This is a genomic window from Bacteroidota bacterium, from assembly GCA_016722565.1.
GTDB lineage: Bacteria > Bacteroidota > Bacteroidia > 2-12-FULL-35-15 > 2-12-FULL-35-15 > 2-12-FULL-35-15.
The window spans coordinates 197,375-217,971 of record JADKIU010000004.1; the positions used below are offsets into that span (position 1 = coordinate 197,375).

Annotated in this window: 17 protein-coding genes, 1 pseudogene and 1 riboswitch; of the genes and pseudogenes, 9 read left to right on the forward strand and 9 right to left on the reverse strand. The window is 36.3% G+C overall.

Annotated elements, in window-relative coordinates; all coding sequences use genetic code 11:
- Position 1 precedes the first annotated feature (1 nt).
- The 3 genes from IPP64_13890 to IPP64_13900 all read right to left on the reverse strand — a co-directional run bounded on the left by IPP64_13890 (position 2) and on the right by IPP64_13900 (position 2,866).
- Positions 2 to 1,000: a DUF3089 domain-containing protein gene (locus IPP64_13890; GenBank protein ID MBL0330478.1), complete on the reverse strand. Its 999-nt coding sequence runs from the start codon at positions 998 to 1,000 to the stop codon at positions 2 to 4.
- A gap of 100 nt (positions 1,001 to 1,100) precedes the next feature.
- A complete protein-coding gene (gene atpC, locus IPP64_13895) occupies positions 1,101 to 1,340 on the reverse strand; it encodes an ATP synthase F1 subunit epsilon (GenBank protein ID MBL0330479.1) in 240 nt (79 codons plus the stop codon).
- 20 nt (positions 1,341 to 1,360) lie between these two features.
- On the reverse strand, positions 1,361 to 2,866 hold the full coding sequence (locus tag IPP64_13900) for a F0F1 ATP synthase subunit beta (GenBank protein ID MBL0330480.1): 1,506 nt from the start codon (positions 2,864 to 2,866) through the stop codon (positions 1,361 to 1,363).
- Between the two features lie 206 nt (positions 2,867 to 3,072).
- Here IPP64_13900 and IPP64_13905 point away from each other — a divergent pair, with 206 nt between their 5' ends.
- The 4 genes from IPP64_13905 (at position 3,073) to IPP64_13920 (ending at position 5,653) form a co-directional block, all read left to right on the forward strand.
- Positions 3,073 to 4,002 carry a bifunctional riboflavin kinase/FAD synthetase gene (locus IPP64_13905; protein ID MBL0330481.1) on the forward strand — a complete coding sequence of 310 codons (930 nt, stop codon included), beginning with the start codon at positions 3,073 to 3,075 and terminating at the stop codon, positions 4,000 to 4,002.
- Positions 3,999 to 4,628 carry a leucine-rich repeat domain-containing protein gene (locus IPP64_13910; GenBank protein ID MBL0330482.1) on the forward strand — a complete coding sequence of 210 codons (630 nt, stop codon included), beginning with the start codon at positions 3,999 to 4,001 and terminating at the stop codon, positions 4,626 to 4,628. Before IPP64_13905 ends, IPP64_13910 begins: the two co-directional genes overlap by 4 nt.
- 63 nt (positions 4,629 to 4,691) lie before the next feature.
- Positions 4,692 to 4,994, forward strand: coding sequence for a GSCFA domain-containing protein (locus IPP64_13915; protein ID MBL0330483.1), 303 nt, complete (start codon positions 4,692 to 4,694; stop codon positions 4,992 to 4,994).
- Positions 4,916 to 5,653 (forward strand): GSCFA domain-containing protein, encoded by a 738-nt coding sequence (locus IPP64_13920; protein ID MBL0330484.1) that lies wholly within the window; start codon positions 4,916 to 4,918, stop codon positions 5,651 to 5,653. Before IPP64_13915 ends, IPP64_13920 begins: the two co-directional genes overlap by 79 nt.
- A 115-nt stretch (positions 5,654 to 5,768) precedes the next feature.
- Here the strand turns inward: IPP64_13920 and IPP64_13925 are convergent.
- The 5 genes and pseudogenes from IPP64_13925 to IPP64_13945 all read right to left on the reverse strand — a co-directional run bounded on the left by IPP64_13925 (position 5,769) and on the right by IPP64_13945 (position 10,976).
- Positions 5,769 to 8,178 (reverse strand): annotated as a pseudogene (locus IPP64_13925) (TonB-dependent receptor).
- A gap of 124 nt (positions 8,179 to 8,302) precedes the next feature.
- Positions 8,303 to 8,448, reverse strand: a riboswitch (TPP riboswitch).
- A gap of 6 nt (positions 8,449 to 8,454) precedes the next feature.
- Positions 8,455 to 9,006: an ATP-binding protein gene (locus IPP64_13930; protein MBL0330485.1), complete on the reverse strand. Its 552-nt coding sequence runs from the start codon at positions 9,004 to 9,006 to the stop codon at positions 8,455 to 8,457.
- Complete coding sequence (locus IPP64_13935) at positions 8,982 to 9,587, reverse strand: nicotinamide mononucleotide transporter (protein MBL0330486.1); 606 nt, start codon at positions 9,585 to 9,587, stop codon at positions 8,982 to 8,984. Before IPP64_13935 ends, IPP64_13930 begins: the two co-directional genes overlap by 25 nt.
- Before the next feature lie 9 nt (positions 9,588 to 9,596).
- Positions 9,597 to 10,232: a thiamine phosphate synthase gene (locus IPP64_13940; GenBank protein ID MBL0330487.1), complete on the reverse strand. Its 636-nt coding sequence runs from the start codon at positions 10,230 to 10,232 to the stop codon at positions 9,597 to 9,599.
- Positions 10,233 to 10,235: 3 nt separating this feature from the next.
- Positions 10,236 to 10,976: a geranylgeranylglyceryl/heptaprenylglyceryl phosphate synthase gene (locus tag IPP64_13945; GenBank protein ID MBL0330488.1), complete on the reverse strand. Its 741-nt coding sequence runs from the start codon at positions 10,974 to 10,976 to the stop codon at positions 10,236 to 10,238.
- A 142-nt stretch (positions 10,977 to 11,118) separates the two neighbouring features.
- Between IPP64_13945 and IPP64_13950 the strand changes: the two genes are divergently transcribed.
- Both IPP64_13950 and IPP64_13955 read left to right on the forward strand, forming a co-directional pair.
- Positions 11,119 to 12,162, forward strand: a complete 1,044-nt coding sequence (locus IPP64_13950) for a WG repeat-containing protein (protein ID MBL0330489.1) — start codon at positions 11,119 to 11,121, stop codon at positions 12,160 to 12,162.
- A 93-nt stretch (positions 12,163 to 12,255) separates the two neighbouring features.
- Positions 12,256 to 13,575: an adenosylhomocysteinase gene (locus IPP64_13955; GenBank protein MBL0330490.1), complete on the forward strand. Its 1,320-nt coding sequence runs from the start codon at positions 12,256 to 12,258 to the stop codon at positions 13,573 to 13,575.
- Between the two features lie 71 nt (positions 13,576 to 13,646).
- Here IPP64_13955 and IPP64_13960 read toward each other — a convergent pair whose 3' ends face one another.
- Complete coding sequence (locus IPP64_13960) at positions 13,647 to 14,084, reverse strand: hypothetical protein (protein ID MBL0330491.1); 438 nt, start codon at positions 14,082 to 14,084, stop codon at positions 13,647 to 13,649.
- Positions 14,085 to 14,162: 78 nt separating this feature from the next.
- Here IPP64_13960 and IPP64_13965 point away from each other — a divergent pair, with 78 nt between their 5' ends.
- The 3 genes from IPP64_13965 (at position 14,163) to IPP64_13975 (ending at position 20,585) form a co-directional block, all read left to right on the forward strand.
- Positions 14,163 to 14,474, forward strand: a complete 312-nt coding sequence (locus IPP64_13965) for a hypothetical protein (protein MBL0330492.1) — start codon at positions 14,163 to 14,165, stop codon at positions 14,472 to 14,474.
- Positions 14,475 to 14,802: 328 nt separating this feature from the next.
- Complete coding sequence (locus tag IPP64_13970; GenBank protein MBL0330493.1) at positions 14,803 to 18,564, forward strand: carboxypeptidase regulatory-like domain-containing protein; 3,762 nt, start codon at positions 14,803 to 14,805, stop codon at positions 18,562 to 18,564.
- Positions 18,565 to 18,617: 53 nt separating this feature from the next.
- Positions 18,618 to 20,585, forward strand: a complete 1,968-nt coding sequence (locus IPP64_13975; protein MBL0330494.1) for a hypothetical protein — start codon at positions 18,618 to 18,620, stop codon at positions 20,583 to 20,585.
- The last annotated feature ends 12 nt before the right edge of the window (positions 20,586 to 20,597 follow it).

Consider the following 20,597-nt stretch of genomic DNA (forward strand, 5'->3'; position numbering starts at 1 on the left):
ATTATTTAAAATATTCTTCAACTCTTGTAGAAGCATTTTTTCGTATGTCAAACCAGAAGAGATTGTAATCTAATGCGTGTAAATTTCGTATTCGTTTGAAAAAAGGAGCATTTGTTTTTACCCATAAATTATTATCAGAAACATGTGCTTCTGATTTGTAATGTTTTTTTCTGTTTAAATTAAATAAAACTCCTCCTTCTCCGTAAGCTTTTGTAGTATCCATTTTCCATGTAATCGGATTGACAGACATTTTATTTCGTGTATGACTTTTTAGTCCGGTCCCTTCAAAAGTATATTTGAAAGATGACCAGGTGAGGAAACAATTGATTTCTTTCGCATCTTTGCAAGGAGTTAGCACTTCGTAAGTTGTTGTGTCAACCTCATATCCGATAATGTATGCACATACCAATTGCTTTTTCTTTTCCGGAGTATCAAAAAATTCTTTTATAAGTTTTCTGCAATGGGTTGTACCTTGACTATGGGATGCAATAATAATTGGCCGATTATGATTATAATGCTCTAAGTAATATTGAAATGCTTTTTTTACATCTTCATAGGCAAAGTCGAGTGCTTTTTCTCCGTTTCCTGTAGTATCCAAATAGCTTGTAATTCTGGCTTGTCGATACCTTGGGGCATATATTCTTCCAACTTGATTAAATGCTGTTGCTTGGTATTGCAACAAATATTTATCGATGTACTTATTTAATTGTTTGTTTTTCAAATTTGCATTCCATGTTTTTCCATATAAATACAATGTTGGATAAACATAAAAAACATCTACTTTTTTTAATGAATCATTCATCCATATTTCTGATTTAGGAATAATATCTGCGTAGTCTTTTCTGAAAGGTAAAGCGCACCAATTTTTCTCATTGCTATAGTCTGGTGCAGCTGGTTGTTCCTCAGCTTTGAATGCAGCCGGAGTGGTGATGCAACTTTGGAAAGAAAGTGCAGTAAAAAAGAAGAGGATTACTTTGTATATTAATGAATGTACGTTCATGTGACATAAATATACATCAATAGGTCTTCACATCATATATAAATAAAAAATCCTGCTTCAAATTGAAGCAGGATTTCTAGAAATTAAGTATGCTTTTGAATTACGATTCAGCCAAAACAATTACATTGTTGTTTTGAACTTCAACAACACCGCCATTGATTTCAAAATTTTCAACATGCTTTTTTGAATCCGTAACTTTTATTGTTCCTTTTTTCAAAGAAGCAATAATAGGAGCGTGATTTTTCAAGATACCGAAAGAACCTTCGGCACCCGGAAGTTTTACAGAATCAACTTCTCCGCTGTAAACCTTTTTATCTGGTGTTATTATTTCTAAATGCATAGTTTAAACTTTGAACTGTTTTATTTCGCTTCCGCTAAAATGCTCTTACCTTTTTCAATTGCATCTTCAATTGTTCCAACAAGGTTGAATGCTGCTTCAGGATATTGATCCACTTCACCATTCATAATCATGTTAAATCCTTTGATGGTATCTTCAATTGAAACGAATACACCTTTTAATCCTGTAAACTGTTCAGCAACGTGGAAAGGCTGAGATAAGAAACGTTGAACACGTCTTGCACGAGATACAACCAATTTGTCTTCTTCAGATAATTCGTCCATACCAAGGATTGCAATGATATCTTGTAATTCTTTGTAACGTTGTAAAATGGTTTTCACACGTTGAGCTGTTCCATAATGTGCTTCACCTAAAACAACCGGAGTTAAGATACGAGAAGTAGAATCCAATGGATCCACCGCAGGGTAAATTCCTAACTCAGCAATTTTACGATTCAATACGGTTGTTGCATCCAAATGGGCAAATGTTGTAGCAGGAGCCGGATCGGTTAAGTCATCCGCAGGAACGTAAACCGCTTGTACCGAAGTAATAGAACCACGTTTCGTTGAAGTAATACGCTCTTGCATCAATCCCATCTCAGTTGCCAATGTTGGTTGGTAACCTACCGCTGAAGGCATACGGCCTAACAACGCAGAAACCTCAGAACCAGCTTGTGTAAAACGGAAAATGTTATCGATAAAGAAAAGGATATCACGCCCACCTGATTTTTCATCACCATCACGGAAATATTCCGCCATTGTCAATCCTGACAAGGCAACACGAGCACGTGCTCCCGGAGGCTCGTTCATCTGACCGAACACCAAGGTTGCTTGTGATTTTTCTAACTCTTTTAAATCTACTTTTGATAAATCCCATCCGCCACTTTCCATAGAATGCTTAAATGCTTCTCCATAACGGATTACATTTGATTCAATCATCTCACGCAATAAATCGTTTCCTTCACGGGTACGCTCACCAACACCTGCGAATACAGATAAACCTTCGTATCCTTTAGCGATGTTGTTAATTAACTCCATAATCAATACGGTTTTACCTACACCGGCACCACCGAACAAACCAATTTTACCACCTTTTGCATAAGGCTCTAAAAGGTCAATTACTTTAATACCTGTAAACAAAACCTCTGTAGAAGTTGATAAATCTTCATACTTAGGAGGCATACGGTGAATTGGTGCACCACCTTTTTTGTCTGTTTGTTTAATACCGTCAATCGCATCTCCAACAACGTTGAATAAACGACCTTTTACCTGCTCACCAACAGGCATTGTGATTCCTGCACCGGTTGCGGTAACAGTCATACCACGATATAATCCGTCAGAAGAGTCCATCGCGATTGTTCGCACGGTGTCTTCTCCAACGTGTTTTTGTGTTTCTAAAATAACAACTTGGCCATTCGGTTTTACAACTTCTAATGCATCCAAAATGTTTGGTAATGTAGCTCCGCCTTCAAAACTTACGTCTATAACCGGACCAATTACTTGTGAAATTTTACCTGTTTGTGTCGACATTTTATATAAATGTTAATTTTTTAAAATTCGAGTGCGAAATTACATAATATTATTCATGTAAAAAATCGATTTTTCACTTTTTTATAATTAAATTTGATGCTTTAAATCATACACGGTTTTTTATAGAAAAGATAAGCGATTTAAGCCTTGATTTTTAATGAATTATCGAAAAGTGTTAACATTTTGTATGATAAATATCACATTGAATGAAGGTTTACTCCAATATTGAGGATTTTAAAGAGGTTAAAAATCCGATAGTTACCACCGGCACCTTTGACGGTGTTCACCTTGGTCACCAAAAAATTATTGCCCGGTTAAAAGATGTTGCTCAGAAACATCAGGGTGAAACCGTTCTCCTCACCTTTTATCCTCATCCTCGAATGGTTCTTTTTCCAGATGATAATGAGCTAAAACTCCTGAATACCCAGCAAGAAAAAATTGAATTACTAGAGAAATACGGCATCGACCACTTGATAATTCACCCTTTTACCAAAGAATTTTCCCGCCTCACCTCCGTGGAGTTTGTACGCAATATATTGGTGAATCAGTTACGCACGAATCGATTGATTATTGGCTATAACCATCATTTTGGAAGAAATAGGGAGGGTTCGTTCGAACATTTAAAGGAATTTGGACCGGTTTATGGATTTGATGTCGAAGAAATTCCGGCTAAGGATATTGATAGCATTGAGGTGAGCTCTACCAAAATACGTGTTGCTCTCCAGTCGGGTGATGTTGAAACGGCTAATACCTATCTCGGACATACGTATTCGATTACAGGTAAGGTGATAAAAGGCAATCAATTGGGCCGAACATTAGGTTATCCAACGGCTAATATTTTTATTGATGATAAGTATAAACTTATCCCTGCTGATGGTGTTTATGCTGTAAAGGTTGGTGTGCAAGGTAAATCCTATGGCGGAATGTTGAATGTAGGCAATAATCCTACAATTGATGGAAAGGGCAGAAGTATTGAAGTAAACCTTTTCGACTTTTCAGGAGATATTTATGGAGCTGACGCAACCATTTATTTTATTAAGCGTCTAAGAGATGAACAGAAGTTTAATGGTTTGGATGAGCTGAAAAATGCACTGGCAATTGATAAACAAAATGCGCTTAAAATAGTATCTGCTTGAAATTGAAAATCACATATCCCACATTTCTTAAAAAGCGTTTGATTGTCCTCTTGGTTTTCATTTCTACAGGAGCATTTTCTCAAACCGTTTTATTGGATTCACTTACCTTAGATACTTTGAAAGCGTTTACGAGTTTAGAGGATGCCCTTAAAAATCCAGAAAAAGTAATTAAGCTGGAATTGCGTAGGAAAAAGTTGAAATCATTTCCGATGGAGATTTTGAAATTTCCAAATCTTCAATACCTCGACCTAACCAAAAACGACATTAAAGAATTGCCTGCAGAAATAGCACAGCTTAAAAACTTGCAATATTTTTCAATTTCCAAAAATGGATTGGAAGAATTTCCACCTGAAATTGGTCAGCTCACGAACTTGTTTTATTTAAACGCCAATCAAAATGAGTTAACCTCTATTCCTGCAACCATTGGTAAATTGATAAAGCTTAAAAATTTGGATTTATGGAGCAATAATATCGATCGCTTCCCTGATGAATTGAAAGATTTAAGAAGCTTGTTAGTATTGGATTTGCGTGTTATTTTAATTCCGGATGCACAACAGAGTAACATTCAAGCCATGTTGCCTCGAGCGAAAGTGTATTTCTCTCCTTATTGTAAATGCCAGCAGTAGCGAAACAGATTTAGTTTTTCGAATTCTAAAATTCTAAAAGTCAAAAAATCTAAAATTTGTTATATGAACTTTCATCTTCAATTTCCCATTCATCCTTTTCCTCAAAAGATAAACTATTCACATTCATTTGTATTCATTGGTTCTTGCTTTTCTGAGAACATTTCGGAAATCATGAACATGCATAAGTTCAACGTTGTAGAAAACTCACATGGGGTTTTGTATAATCCGGCAAGCATTGCTGTTGCATTGCGCAGAGTTATCAAAAATGATTGGATGACGGAAAATGAATTGTTTTTGCAAATGATTGTTGGAATTCATGGGAACACCACAGTCGGTTTTCTCACCCCAACAAACAAAAATGTTTAGAAAACATCAATTCAAAAATATCCGAAACACATGTTGCACTAAAGAGTGCCGATTGGCTTTGTATTACATTAGGTTCTGCATTTGTATACAAACGAGCCGAGCAATTGGTAGGAAACTGTCACAAGCTGCCGCAAAAGGAATTTGTAAAAACAATGTTGACGAGCTCCGAAATTATAGAGGAGTATACCTCTTTGATTAAAGAGTTAATTGCATTTAATCCAAAATTAAAAGTTGTTTTTACAATAAGCCCTGTGAGATACGTGCGTGATGGCGTGGTGGAAAATAATTTGAGCAAAGCTCGTTTGATAGATGCTGTACATCAATTAAAAAACACAAAAAATGTGTTTTATTTCCCTGCTTACGAGTTGATTTTAGATGATTTGAGAGATTATCGTTTTTTTAAAGAAGATTTGGTTCATCCCAACGGGCAAGCAATTAATTATGTGTTTCAGAAATTTTCAGAGACGAATTTTGATGCTGAAACCATGCAGTTGTATTTGTCTATTAAAGAAATAATTTCGGCAAAAAATCATCGACCGTTTCATGCCTCAACACCCTCACACCAGCTTTTTTTAAGCAACTATGCCGAACGTTGTAAAAAATTAAAAGCAGAATATCCGTATTTAGATTTGACCGAAGAGTTGAATTATTTTTCCTGAACTGTTTTTTATAAACGTCATTGCGAGGAACGAAGCAATCAATATAAATACGCGTTGTATTCGAACAGATTGCTTCGTTCTGCAATGTAAATTCTATTAAACTTTGTTTGCGATTCTAAAATCTCAAACTTAATCCACCCATAAAATTCAATCCCGCCTGAGGGTAATAGAAGTTCTCTACAGTATGAACACCTCCGTAAATATATCCGTAGGTATATCCATTGGATTCATAGCGTTCGCTAAACAAATTGTTTAATGCAAACGTAAATCCGATTTCTCGAATGTGTTTGGTTTTGATGGTGTAATTGATACGAATGTCATTCACAAAAAACGCATCCAGTTTTCGCGTTTTATTGGAGGTATTGTCCAGATATTGATCACTCACATATTTGCTAATGAAGCTGATCTTTAAATGTTGTATCGGTTCATAGGTAAATGTGCTTCCGGCAATAACACTTGGTGAGAATGCGATATCAGTTTCAGGATAATTATTTATTCGTTGTGCGGTACTATCGTAATTGTCGACATACTCTTCGAAGTTTAAAATTTTATTCTTGCTCAGTGTTAAGTTTGTGTTCCAAGTTAAATTTTTCAAAATTTTAATTCCCAACTCAGCTTCCATTCCGGCTCTGTAGCTATTGTCTACGTTGGCTCGATTATATGCACCAACATCATTTATTTCTCCGGTTAATACCAATTGATTTCTGTATTCCATGTAATAAAAGTTGAGTGCCCACTGTGCTTTTTTTGTGTTGTGGCGATAGCCCAATTCCAAATCGTTTAGCTTTTCAGCCTTTGGTCTGCTGGTAGGAGTAGATTGCGTGTAATCATCTCTGCTCGGCTCTTTATGTCCAATACTATAGGAAAAGTAAATGCTGGCGTACGTATTCAATTCATAATGCAATCCTATTTTCGGATTAATAAAACCAAGTGCAGCCGTTTGTTGAATGTTTTTTAAACTATCATCATAACCAAGAAATGAGTAGTTAACCATACGGTACTGCAAATCGGCATAAAATGAAAACTTTTTTGTGACAGCGTAATTCACTTTTGCAAATATGTTAAAGTCGATTTTGCTTGCGGTATCGCTGTCGTAATTGTTATAAAGTGTGCTGTTGGAAGCATATCTCGCCCAAATAATTTCTCCATAATGCAAGCCGTCATATTTATTCCATGCACCACCAAGTGTTGCATTTAATTTTTTATTGCTTTTGTAGGTTAACGAAAATGTGGTTCCATAAAAATGATTGTCCAGCCATTTTCTTCTCACCAAGTCGGTTGATGAAATGGTGTCAGATCCAATCGTTACATCTGCTAATCCATAGTTACTAAACGCTTGCGAACTTTTATATTCTTCATAATATCCTTTTCCTCTTGTATAATGAAAAGCAAGGTTAGCATCCCAGTTGCGGTTGAATTCACGGGAGAAATGTAATTGGTAATAATCTTGTTTGTAATGATCTACTTGATTTTTTATATGTAAATTGATTGTACGTTCGACTATCAGAATTTAATAAGTGCAATGCATCTTCGGGAGATAATCCATTTCGAATAATAAAATCGTTCATCCCTTGGATGTCTCCTTTTAAGCGAGATTCAGGAATGCCGTTCCATGCTTGATAGGTTTCCTCTAATCCAGAAAATGTAATAAATTTCACGATGGACTTCTTTCCATAATACGCACCCGCCAAATAATAGGATTTTAAATCAGAGCTGGCGCGGTCAATAAAACCATCCGATGAAATTTTCGACAAGCGTGCATCGAACGTGAATTTATCATTGATTAGTCCTGAGCCGGCATTAACAGTGTTTTTCCAAGTATTAAACGAGCCGTAAGAAGAATTGTATTCACCATAACCTTTCGGATTTAATTTTGTGGTTTGGATGTTTAAACTTCCTCCAAAAGAACCGGCACCATTGGTGGATGTTCCAACACCACGTTGTACTTGGATGTTGTCGATGCTGGATGCAATGTCCGGTAAATCTACCCAGTAAGTTCCTTGTGATTCTGCATCATTCACAGGAATTCCATTAATGGTTACATTAATTCTTGTTGCATCAATTCCACGCATACGTATTCCTGTGTAACCCACTCCGGCTCCGGCATCGGATGTTGTAACAACTGATGGCAGTTGGTTTAGTAAATAAGGCAAATCCTGACCTAAGTTTTGATCGGCTATTTGTGATTTGTTTAAACTGCTGTTTGCAATTGCAGATCGCTCATCTGTTCGTGTTGCTGCAACAATTACTTCATCCATTAACACTGTACTTTCTTCCAGTTCGATGAGGATGTTTACATCCTTGTTTTCTTTAATAGTGATAGTGTCCAGTTGTGTCAAGAAGCCTATGATGGAAGTTCGAAGGATATAGGTTCCTTTTTTTAAGTTGGTGATTTCAAATGTTCCATCACTTTTGCTTTGCGATGCAATAAATGTATTGTTGATTTGAAGTGTTGCACCGGCAATACTTTCATGGGAGCTTTTGTTGCTAACTTTTCCTTTGATGCTGAATTGAGCAAATGCCATCGTAGGCATGAGCAATAGCAACGTTGCTAACTTTTTTTTTGAATAAAACATGTTTTTAATTTTTTTATCCGCTTCCGCGAATTTTAGTTAAACCGATAGCAGCAAAGGGCAAGCAGCTACTATAATTTTAACAAAACCATTTCCCTACGCAGGCATTATCCTGATCAGGTGCATAAACAAAGGCTTTTGGAGCCGTTGCTTATTGGGTGTAATCTCAGCCTTTTTTTATCAAAACGTTGAACTATAAAAAAGGCACCCCTTTAAGATGATGCAAAACTATGAATTAATTTTAGAATGAGATAAAAAATTTTCGATGGCATCAATGCAGTTGGAAAATCGAATTTCGTTAGTTCCTTTGATGATGGTGTAGGTTGCTTGAATCGCTTTTAACTCTTTTTCATACCAATCGAAAAAAAACATTCTTCGATTAGGGTTCTCCCGATAGATGTCTGCTTCCCATGGTAAATCAGGGTAGGTGAGTAGGTATAAATCGTATTGATAAGGAAGGATGTTGTTTTTTATCCAATCCGGACAAGTGTGAAAGACATCTTCGCACCATACTTTTGAAAGTATTAATTCTGTGTCTGCAAAAAGAAATGTTTGAGCATGTGACAATGCTTTTTTTTCTTGTTCGAGTTGTTCTTGTGCGATAGTCAATACATCTTGCAATGTATAGGTTCTTGAAATTTTTGACAGGTATTCGCGCGAATATTCTTTCACCCAAACCGTGTTGTAGTGTTGGGCAAGTGCTTCGGAAAGACTACTCTTGGCGGTGCTTTCGGGCCCAATCAATGCAATGCGTATTATTTTAGTATTCGTTTGCGCCATGAAAAATATCCTGAAACAGATAAAAGTGTATAAATAATAGAAAGTAAAGCAATTAAATAAAATCCTCTGTAAGAATACAATAAAATTCCTAACCCATTTAAGAGTATCCAGAAAAGCCAGTTTTCAATAATTTTTTTTGCTTGCATCCAAGTTGCTATAATGCTGAATGCTGTTATGAATGCATCCAGGTAGGGAAGTGCTTGTGTGGAGTAACGATGTGAGATAAATCCCAGTGGAAACCAAAATATCAAACCAATAAGGATTAGTACAATATTTTTTTTTAATGAAAAAGAAGTGATGGTTAATTCTGATTTTTCTCTCGAACCGTAAAGCCATTGGTACCAGCCGTAAAAGCCTATCAATACATAAAAAACATTTAATCCGCTTTCGAGGAAAAGGTGTCCGGTAAAACAAAGGTATACTAACATAGCGCTGGATGCAATTCCAAATACCCAGCACCATTTGTTTTCGAAAGTAGCCAATATAACATATCCGAGTGCAGCGACAAAAATGGCCCATTCAAGTATACTTGTTTGAAAAAGTGTTTCTCGAATAGAAGAAAAAATTTCAGAAATGTTCATGTATGAAATTTATTCAATTGGGATTTTTAATTCTTGAAAACGCTCAATGATTTTGTTGAATGCAGCTAACGGATCTTTTTTTCTCCAGATTGCACTATAAAATGCCAATCCAGCAAAACCAATCTCATTTGATTTTTCAATTGCATTTACATCGACACCACCACGTGCAACAATATTAAAATTTGTTTTTTGAATGGCGGATTTAAGACTGTGCTCTGTAAAACCTCCTTGAAACTTGCTGTTTAAGCTATCAAAGATTGGGCTTAAAAAAACATAGTTGTAGGCATAGTGATGATCCTTTTCAAAAAGTTGTCCGATGTTATTAAAAGAAGTGGTGAGAATGATATCCGGATTTTTTAGTTGAATGAGCTTGATCGTAATCCAAGTTTTAAATCGTTTTTTGATATGCGATTTTGTTAAATGAATGCCTCTTAAATTAAATTTTCGAGCAAGATTATGATGCGAGTGTAAAATAATTCTATTGTGAAAATGCGCAGGAATAGCGTTGAGCAACTCCTTCGTTTTTTTTGTGGAAAGTTTATGTTTCCTCAAATGAAAATGATCAAGTCCGGCCTCAAAGAGGCTTGTAATAATTTGGGCTTCATTTTCAATCTCACCGGAGCTGGAAATAACAAGCAATTTCATGATTTATTTTTTATAAGTATGAATTGTTTTTGCAATGGATTCAAGTAAGTCAATATTTTTTTCAATAGCATTTCCCACTACAATTACATCTGCACCGGATTTGCATGCTAATAATGCCTTTTTAGGAGAGTCAATGCCTCCGCCAACAATCAATGGAATAGAAATGCTTTTGCTGACTTTTTTTATCATCTCTTCACTTACTGTCTGGATTGCACCACTTCCTGCATCCATATAGATTAGCTGAAGGCCCAATTGTTCTCCTGCCATGGCTGTACATGCAGCAATGTTTGTTTTATCAGCAGGAATTGGGGTTGTATTGCTCATATATGAAGCGGAAGTTTGTTTGCCACTCTCAATCAACATGTATCCGGTTGGTAAAAGTTCCAGTTGGCTTGCTTTTAAGAGCGGTGCGGCAATAACCTGTTTGCCGATCAAAAGTTCAGGGTTTCTGCCTGAAATAAGTGAAAGCAATAATATTCCATCCGCATTCTTGCTGATTTGAAGATGATTTCCAGGAAATATGATGACTGGGATTTTTGTTCTTTTTTTTATGATTTGGATACATTTCTCGAAACTTCCATCACTCAGTATGCTACCCCCAACCATGATGAAGTCAACGCCCGCGCGATTTGCTTTTGAGATCACATCTGTTGATTCAAATTTATCAGGGTCAATTAAAACAGCAAATAGTTTTTTGCCGTTTTTTTTACTTTTTAGAATATATTGGTAATTCTTTTTTTGCATAAAGGGATTAAAAAAGATTTTCAAGCAATATTAAATAATTCATTTGACGGAAGCGTAATTTATCATGAAAATTAATTTGGCGGTAAAATGTTCTGTTTTTCGTTTTTTTTTTAGATATTTACAAAAAATTATTGGAAAACGTATGAAATCAAAACTCCTTAAAATCAATTCCGCACTTATCGTTTTAGTTGTATTGTTTGCTCAAACAACAGTAATGGCGCAAGAGACGCTATATCCTTTTAGTGATAAAGGAAAATACGGATACATTAACAAAACAGGTAAAGTTGTTCTTCCTGCTCAGTTTGAATATGCTGAAAAGTTTTATGAAGGATTGGCTGTTGTGAAACAAGGTGGAAAGCGCGGTTTTATTGATGTGACAGGAAAGGTGGTTATTCCTTCAATTTATGATCAAAAAATTGATGGCTATTTTTCAGATGGATTGGCTTGTGTTAAGCAAGCAGGAAAATATTTTTACATTGACAAAACTGGGAAAACCGTTATTACTCCTCAAAGTGATATTTCGTATAAATTCTCCGAAGGAATGGCTCGTTTTCAAAAGGGGTTAAAGCTTGGATATATTGATAAGACCGGAGCTGTGGTTGTGAAACCTGAGTACGATGGTGCTTGGGATTTCAAAGAAGGAATGGGGCGTGTTAAGAAAAATGGCAAATGGGGTTTTATTGATAAAACTGGAAAAGTAGTTATTGATTTTAAATACGATGAAACATTTGAATTCTCAGAAGGATTGGCAAATGTTCGAATTGGAGATGATAAAACAGGAAAATGGGGTTATATCGATAAAACAGGTAAGGTTGTGATTGAGATGCAATTTGATCGTGCCTACACTTTTTCAGATGGTTTAGCTTGTATCCGTATTGGTGATTATAAAAACGGAAAATTTGGTTATATCGACAAAACCGGTAAAGTAGTTATTAATCCTGTTTATACTGGAGCTTATTTCTTCAATGATGGAATGGCCTGCGTAAGTACGTCTCCATTAGTGAATGGTAGCTTGAAAGATGCGAAATGGCAGTTTATTGATAAAACCGGTAAATTGGTGATTACACGAGGTGCTGATTATTATGCTGATTTTTATAAAGGTTTGGCATATGTAAGTTATGGTGGTGTGCTAACCTATATTGATAAAGCCGGAAAAGTCCTGTGGCCTGCCGGTGGAGGTAACTAAAATTATTCTTAATATTTAAACAAGTGCGAAATTTGTTTGTTATCTCAATAACAATTAATTTCGCATTTCTTTTTTAATTTAAAACTATATAAAATGTCAAATTCAACCGTGGAAAAATTCGTAAAATACAAAGTTAAGGACATGGCTCTTGCAGCATGGGGAAGAAAAGAAATTAAATTGGCTGAAGCAGAAATGCCGGGGTTAATGTCTTTGCGTGCAGAGTATGGAAAATCTAAACCTCTTGCAGGTGCGCGCATCGCAGGATGTTTGCATATGACAATCCAGACTGCGGTTTTGATTGAAACATTAAAAGAATTAGGTGCTGAGGTTACTTGGTCATCTTGTAATATCTTTTCTACACAAGATCATGCTGCAGCAGCAATCGCAGATGCGGGAATTCAAGTATATGCATGGAAAGGAATGAATGAAGTGGAGTTTGATTGGTGTATTGAACAAACATTGTTTTTTGGAGAAGATCGTAAACCATTAAATATGATTTTAGATGACGGTGGCGATTTAACCAACATGGTTTTTGATAAATACCCTGAATTAATTAAAGGTATTAAAGGTTTGTCAGAAGAAACAACTACAGGTGTTCACCGTTTGTACGAACGTATGAAAAACGGAACATTGCATATTCCTGCAATTAATGTAAACGACTCTGTAACAAAATCAAAATTTGATAATAAATACGGTTGCCGTGAATCTTTGGTGGATGCTATCCGCAGAGCAACAGATTTGATGCTTGCAGGAAAAGTTGCCGTTGTTGCAGGTTATGGTGATGTTGGAAAAGGATCTGCAGAATCATTGAGTTCTCAAGGTGTGCGAGTTATTGTTACCGAAATTGATCCAATTTGTGCATTGCAAGCAGCAATGGATGGATACCAAGTGCAAAAAATGGATGTTGCCGTGAAAGAAGCAGATATCATTGTTACTGCAACTGGAAATAAAAATATTATTTCTGAACGCCATTTCAGAGCAATGAAAAACAACGCGATTGTTTGTAATATTGGTCATTTTGACAATGAAATTGATATGGCTTGGTTGAACAAAAACTATGGTTCAACAAAAGATGAAATCAAACCTCAAGTGGATAAATATACAATTGATAAGAAAGATATTATTGTCTTAGCTGAAGGGCGTTTGGTAAACTTGGGTTGCGCAACCGGACATCCTTCCTTTGTGATGAGTAACTCTTTCACCAATCAAACATTGGCTCAATTAGAATTGTGGTTACATACAGATAAGTATGAAAATAAAGTATACACTTTGCCAAAACATTTGGATGAAAAAGTGGCGCGTTTGCACTTAGCAAAAATTAATTGTGAATTGGACGTGTTAACACCTGAGCAAGCTGCTTATATTGGTGTAACTGTTGAAGGACCATTTAAATCTGACGCATACAGATACTAATCAACATTTAATCAATTAAAAAGCCTCTTCATTTTTTTGAAGAGGCTTTTTTTATTCTGTTTTATTTAATACTAATTATAAATGTGTAATACCGTTCCGTCAAAGGAAGTATAATATGTTTTTAATGGAAGCACTGCGGGGTTTTGAATGACTGAGCCATCAACCATCGAGAATTGTGAATTGCAACACGTGTCAACTGCAATAATGTTGGAAGCATCAACAGAAACAACCGCACAGGCATCGCTCGAATTATACGTGCAATTTCTGTCGTAGGCCATAAATTCAGAAATGGATTTACGATAAACCAAAATACCGCGCGCTCCTCCTGTGATGTAAACCCAGCCACCCACAGCATTCAAATCAATAAAGCTCGGATTACTCAAATAAATATAGGTGTCAACCGGCACAATGGGAACCGTATTGTTTTCGTCTTTTTTACAGGTAGAAAACAATAAGCTCATAAAGCAGCCAAGGGTAATTGAGGCGAGGTATGTGTTTTTAATTCGCATGTGTGGAACAAATTTAATGTTTTTAATTCAATTGGCAGACTTTGGATTATTCATTAGATTTGTGTGCAAATACAATTTATGAAAACCATTTTTAAGATAATAACTTACGTGCTTGTTTTTTTATTGCCTATGGCTTCTCTTGCTCAAGAGAAAGTCAAGGATAAAGCACCTGCAACTAGCAGAGCTCAAAAAAAAGCAGCAAAAAAGAAATGGAAAGAACAACGCAAGATGGAGCGAGACCATGCAAAAGCGGTAAAAAAGCATCATAAACGTATTCAGCAAAAGAAGACCAGAAAAGAAATGCGCAAAGAAAGAAGGAAGGGAGAAAAGATGCGGAAAAATAAAAGAGAGTTTTTCTTGGTAAGATGGTTTAAAAATAGGCATCGGTAAAGTGAATTGAAATTATTTTGCATTTTTTTTCAAAAAAATGCAACTTATTTGAAATTAATTTGTATAATTGCATATAATTAGTTCTTAGAACAACATCCCTCCAATTTTATTTACAGTAGTATTTGTAGATTTGCCAATCAAAATTTTGTTTTAGTTTATTTTTTGCATTCATCCCCAATTGCTTGATTTTATTGCCTTTTAACTGGTGGTAATAGCGGAGTTTGAAATGTAAAAAATTGTTAAAAAAAATTTGTTTATGAATTTTAATTATTCATATATTTACGCACTTCATTTTGCACGAAAATTATTTTAAATAAATATTAAGATTATGCTAAGAAAATTACTTTCCACCTTATCCGTTGTTGTCGTGTCAGTAGGACTGACCATTGCGCAAAACGAATCTTCTATTAGAGTTAAGCTAACAGATAAAGCCAATAAGGAAACGATTCCATTTGCGAACGTTGTAGTTGATATGGGCGGTATTCAAGCCGGTGTTGGTACAACCAACATTGATGGTGAGGTGGTTATCAAACCATTGAATCCTGGTAAATACACTGTAAAGGCAACCTATGTGGGTTATCAATCTGTAGAAATGAAGGATGTGAATGTATCCATCGGTAAAACTGTGTATTTAAATATTGAAATGGCAGCAGGTCAGCAATTGGATATTGTTGAGGTAATTGAATACGCTGAACCATTGATCGATCCGGATACTAAATCTGGTGGAACCGTAACACGTGAAGAATACCAAAACATGGCTTCGAAAGATATTAACTCAGTAGCATCTACTACAGCTGGTATCTATCAAAAAGATGAAGGTGGAGAATTGAATGTGAGAGGTTCTCGTTCAAATGCAACAGCATATTATGTGGATGGTCAAAAAGTAATTGGTAGTGCAGGAGTTCCTCAAAGTGGTGTGGAGCAAATTACATCAATCACAGGTGGTACACCGGCTGAATATGGTGATGCTACCGGTGGTATTATTGCTATTACTACAAGAGGTCCTGCTAGTAAATATACTGGTGGTATTGAGGTAGTAACATCCGGAGCAGGTGAAAAAGATGGAAAAAACAGAGGGTTAGATGCATATGGGTATAATTTATTAGGCTTCTCAATCAATGGGCCTATTTTAATGAAAAAAGATTCTGCTAACAACATTAATAAATCAGTGTTAGGATTCAGTTTATCCGGACAAGTAGTTTCAGAAAAAGATCCTGATCCATCTGCAGTAGGTTTTTATCAGGTAAATCCTGATAAATTAGCGGAATTGGAAGCAGCTCCATTACGCCCATCTCCACAAGGAGCTGGTTTCGTTTTAAATTCGGAATATGTAAGAATGGAAGACTTGCAAAAAATTAAAGCAAGAAACAATGTAGGACAAAAAGCAATCTCTTTAGCAGGTAAAGTGCAATACCAACCAACTGCAAATATGGGTATCACCATTGGTGGTTCAATGGATTGGAAAAAATATCATGATTTCATTTATGAGTACGCTTTATTTAATCCGGTTAACAACTCTGAAATCACAAAAAATACTTGGCGTGTATATGCAAAGTTGACTCAAAAGTTTAACTCTGCTACCGCTACAGAAGAAGAGAAATCTTCATCCGTAATTAAAAACGCTTATTTCACACTTCAAGCAGGTTACGAAAAAACGTTCCAAAAAACACAAGATGATAACCACAAAGACAAATTGTTTGATTATGGTTACATCGGTAAATTTACCCAAACAAAAGAAAAAACGTATGCTGGTGAAACCAGATGGGATTATGATGTTGATGGCGATAATATAAAAGATACCATAAATGCATTCTTTATGCAAGGTTTCGAAAACACCAGCCTTACGTATACTCCTGGTGATGTAAACCCAACAGGTACCCCTTATACAAATCAATATTTTGAATTGTATTCAGCTTCCACAATCACAGATGTACAATCCGGATTAGGATTAGCAAATGGTGACAGACCAAGAAACGTTTATTCTGCTTGGTTTAATACTGGTCGTCAATCGAACCTTTATGGTTTGGAAGACCAAACACAATTCCGTGTATTTGCGAACTTTTCAGCAGATATCAAACGTCATGCAATTCAAATGGGTTTTGAATACGAGCAACGTGTAAAACGTGCTTATAATATTAACCCAATCGGTCTTTGGACCAGAATGCGTGAATTAGCGAATTTCCATATTCAAGATTTAAAAGATGATAGTATTAATGATGCAATTTTGAACACTGATGTTCACTATTTGCCTGATGGTTCTATTAATCCTTTTACCTTCTATGATTTTGATCGTTTTAATGATGCAAACAGCCAAACTCAGTTTGATAAGAGTTTGAGAGAAGCTTTAGGATATAATGTTGGTGGAACAGATTGGTTGGATGTAGATTCTTATGATAAAGACATGTACAACATCGATATGTTTAGTGCAGATGATTTATTAAACATCGGTGGTACTCAATTGGTAGCGTATTACGGGTATGATCATACAGGTAAGAAAACTTCCGGTAACCCAAGCTTAGACGATTTCTTCACCAAAACAGATGATAAAGGAAACTTAACTCGTGACATCGGAGCATATCGTCCAATTTATGTTGCTGGTTATATCCAAGATCGTTTCGATTTTAAAGACATTAAATTCAACGTAGGTGTTCGTATCGATCGTTTTGATGCAAATCAAAAAGTATTGAAAGATAAATACTTATTGTATGAAGCAAAAACAGCAGGTGAATTAGCAATCCCAAATCGTCCGGGTAATATTGGTGATGATTATGTAGTATATGTGGAAGATGGTGATAACCCGAGTGTGAACCAAGTTGTTGGTTACCGTGATGGAGATACTTGGTACAATGCTGCAGGTGTTGAAGTTGCAGATCCAAGTGCTGCTTTAGGACAAGGTGCTGGTCAAGTTCAACCTTATTTGGTTGATCCAGGCAATACAAAAATTTCCTCTAACGTATTTAAAGATTATGTTCCTCAGTTGAACATTATGCCTCGTATCGCATTCTCTTTCCCAATCTCTGATGTGGCGAACTTCTATGCTCACTACGATGTGTTAACACAACGTCCACCTGAATACAACAGATTGGATCCAATGCAATACTTGAACGTTGTAAATAACTCTGCAGGATTCGTAAACAATCCTGATTTGAAACCGGAAAAATCAATTGACTACGAAATTGGTTACCAACAAGTATTAAATGAAAAGAAAAATTCATCAATTCACTTGTCATTGTTCTACATCGAGAAAAAGGATATGATTCAAACAACACGTGTTGTTCAAGCTTACCCAGTGTCTTATAACTCTTTCTCGAATGTCGATTTCGGTACGATCAAAGGATTGTCATTAGCTTACGATTTAAGAAGAACAGCGATGGGCGTATCCATGACAGCGAACTATACATTACAATTTGCTGATGGAACTGGTTCAAGTACAACTGACGGACAAAATTTAGTTTCTTCAGGTGTTCCAAACTTAAGAACAACTCACCCGTTAGATTTCGATCAACGTCATACCATTACCTTAAACGTGGATTACCGTTTTGGTGCTAAAACAGATTACCGCGGTCCTCGTTTAAAATTACACAAAGGAAAAGACAACGAAAAAGTAATCAATGTTCTTGAGAACGTTGGTGCGAACGTTGTATTCAGAGCTGGTTCTGGTACTCCATACAGTAAACAATCAAATATTACTCACGAAGGTCAGTTTGGTATTGGTGGAACAAACACCGCATTAGAAGGACAAATCAATGGTTCTAGTTTACCATGGACTTATAAGATGGACTTACGTGTTGATAAAAATATGGAGTTAGCATTTGGTGGTAAAAAAGAAGGTGAAGAAAAGAAAACAGCTAACTTAACCATCTACTTACAAGTATTGAACGTGTTTAACACGAAAAATGTATTAGGTGTTTACAGAGCAACAGGTAACCCTGGTGATGATGGATACTTAACTTCAGCTGCAGCTCAAACAACAATTGCAGGACAAAATGATCCGCAATCGTTCAGTGATTTGTATACAGTTAAAATCAATAACCCAAATAATTATAGCCGTCCACGTGTTATCCGTATCGGTTTATTACTTGACTTTTAATACCAACAACTCTATCTATCAAAGAATTTATAATGCTACTTAATAATAACAATATGAAGAATCGATTCAAATTAATCGTCACTGCAAGCATCTTAGCGGTTTCCTTTTCTGCACAAGCGAGAGAAAACATCGGAAGAAGCGCTGCAACATCCCAAAATCAATTCAAATCAGTAATGGCTTTATGTGCTCCGGCTGCCGAAAAGAAAGATTTGGATATTAATAACGTTAGAGCTACCATTTTAACAGGTGGAGATATGTGGTGGGATTTGAATGATGGTAAGTACCTCGTGCCTAAACCTGCTGCTGGTTTAAATGGGCCTACTGCACTCTTTGCAGGTTCCCTTTGGATTGGTGGTTTTGATGCGAGTAATACACTAAAAGTGGCTGCGATGACCTATCGTCAAACAGGTAGCGATTTTTGGCCGGGACCTTTAAGTTCTGCTGCTACTACTGATGCAACAGTTTGTTTGGCTTGGGATAAATTCTTTAAAGTAGATAAAGCAGAAGTAAAAAAATACATCGATTGGATTAGAAGTGGTGGTGCAGGTGAAAATCCTGCTTCAGCAGAAGCAATGGATGTGATTTTGACTTGGCCGGCTTTTGGACCGGAAGGACAACCAATGGCTCCTTTCTACGATGCCAACACAAATGGTGTTTACGATCCGTATGCTGGTGATTATCCTGATTTTTGGTTAGGTGATAAAGATCCAAACGGTGTTGATTACCGTCCGGCTACTGAAACAGCTTGTGATGCTGAGTTATTTGGTGATCAAGTATTGTTCTGGGTATTTAATGATAAAGGGAACGTTCACTCTGAAACCGGTGGTGCTGCTATTGGTTTAGAAATTCAATCTCAAGCATTTGCTTTCTTAACAAATGATGAGATTAACAACATGACATTCTATAACTACACGATTATCAATAAATCTTCTTTCCGCTTGGATAGTACATTTTTTGGTGTTTGGGTGGATCCGGATTTAGGTTCTGCTACAGATGACTTCGTAGGTTGTGATGTTGGTTTAGGTTTAGGATATTGCTACAATGGTGATGAGGTGGATGATAATCCTCCTGCAGGACAAATTCCTTATGGAATCAATCCTCCAGCTATTGGTTGCGATTTCTTTGAAGGACCATTTGCTGATCCAGATGGGTTAGATAATGCTCCCTCTACTGTTCCTGCGAGTTTCGTTGGTTATGGAGACATAATTGTTGATAATGAGCGTATCGGTATGAAAAAGTTTGTGTATTACAACAATGACTTTACTCCAACTGGTAACCCAGTTGTGGCTACCGATTTTTATGGTTATTTAGCTGGATATTGGATTGATGGAACACCATTCACCTATGGTGGAACGGGTCACTTAACCGGTGTTCCTTGTGATTTTATGTTCCCAGGTACATCCGATCCAACCGGATTTGGAACAAATGGTAGTTCTCAAGCTCCTTGGGATGAAGCCTCTGTTGGTAACATCCCTGCAGATAGACGTTTCTTGCAAAGTGCTGGTCCGTTTACCCTAGATCCAGGTGCAAAAAATTCAATTACAACAGGTTTAGTTTGGGCGCGTGCTACACAAGGTGGTCCGGCTGCTTCTGTTACCTTAATGAAAGGTGCCGATTCAAAAGCACAAGAATTATTTAACAACTGTTTCGTGACGTTGCGTGGACCGGATGCTCCGATTTTAGCAATTCAAGAATTGGAAAATGAATTGATTTTGTCATGGACAAACCCTTCTTCTTCTAATAACTATAATGAGTTATACTCTGAGGATTATGATAAATCTACCGGTAGCGATTCATTGTACCGTTTCCAAGGATATATTGTATATCAATTAAAAGACGAATCGGTGACAAATGCAGATTTGTACAATCCTGATAAAGCACGTATCATTCTTCAATGTGATATCGCTGATGGAGTAAAACAAATTGTGAACTTTAAAAATGATGTGGCTTTACAAGCATTAGTGCCACAAGAAATGGTGGCAGGTTCTGATTTAGGTATCGTTCACTCAATGCGTTACTGAAGATAAATTTGC

Excerpts from the sequence above, each read along its gene's own strand:
- IPP64_13890 (MBL0330478.1), bottom strand. The coding sequence starts at position 1,000 with ATGAACGTACATTCATTAATATACAAAGTAATCCTCTTCTTTTTTACT.
- atpC (MBL0330479.1), bottom strand. The coding sequence starts at position 1,340 with ATGCATTTAGAAATAATAACACCAGATAAAAAGGTTTACAGCGGAGAA.
- IPP64_13900 (MBL0330480.1), bottom strand. The coding sequence starts at position 2,866 with ATGTCGACACAAACAGGTAAAATTTCACAAGTAATTGGTCCGGTTATA.
- IPP64_13905 (MBL0330481.1), top strand. The coding sequence starts at position 3,073 with ATGAAGGTTTACTCCAATATTGAGGATTTTAAAGAGGTTAAAAATCCG.
- IPP64_13915 (MBL0330483.1), top strand. The coding sequence starts at position 4,692 with ATGAACTTTCATCTTCAATTTCCCATTCATCCTTTTCCTCAAAAGATA.
- IPP64_13930 (MBL0330485.1), bottom strand. The coding sequence starts at position 9,006 with ATGGCGCAAACGAATACTAAAATAATACGCATTGCATTGATTGGGCCC.
- IPP64_13935 (MBL0330486.1), bottom strand. The coding sequence starts at position 9,587 with ATGAACATTTCTGAAATTTTTTCTTCTATTCGAGAAACACTTTTTCAA.
- IPP64_13940 (MBL0330487.1), bottom strand. The coding sequence starts at position 10,232 with ATGAAATTGCTTGTTATTTCCAGCTCCGGTGAGATTGAAAATGAAGCC.
- IPP64_13945 (MBL0330488.1), bottom strand. The coding sequence starts at position 10,976 with ATGCAAAAAAAGAATTACCAATATATTCTAAAAAGTAAAAAAAACGGC.
- IPP64_13950 (MBL0330489.1), top strand. The coding sequence starts at position 11,119 with ATGAAATCAAAACTCCTTAAAATCAATTCCGCACTTATCGTTTTAGTT.
- IPP64_13955 (MBL0330490.1), top strand. The coding sequence starts at position 12,256 with ATGTCAAATTCAACCGTGGAAAAATTCGTAAAATACAAAGTTAAGGAC.
- IPP64_13960 (MBL0330491.1), bottom strand. The coding sequence starts at position 14,084 with ATGCGAATTAAAAACACATACCTCGCCTCAATTACCCTTGGCTGCTTT.
- IPP64_13965 (MBL0330492.1), top strand. The coding sequence starts at position 14,163 with ATGAAAACCATTTTTAAGATAATAACTTACGTGCTTGTTTTTTTATTG.
- IPP64_13970 (MBL0330493.1), top strand. The coding sequence starts at position 14,803 with ATGCTAAGAAAATTACTTTCCACCTTATCCGTTGTTGTCGTGTCAGTA.
- IPP64_13975 (MBL0330494.1), top strand. The coding sequence starts at position 18,618 with ATGAAGAATCGATTCAAATTAATCGTCACTGCAAGCATCTTAGCGGTT.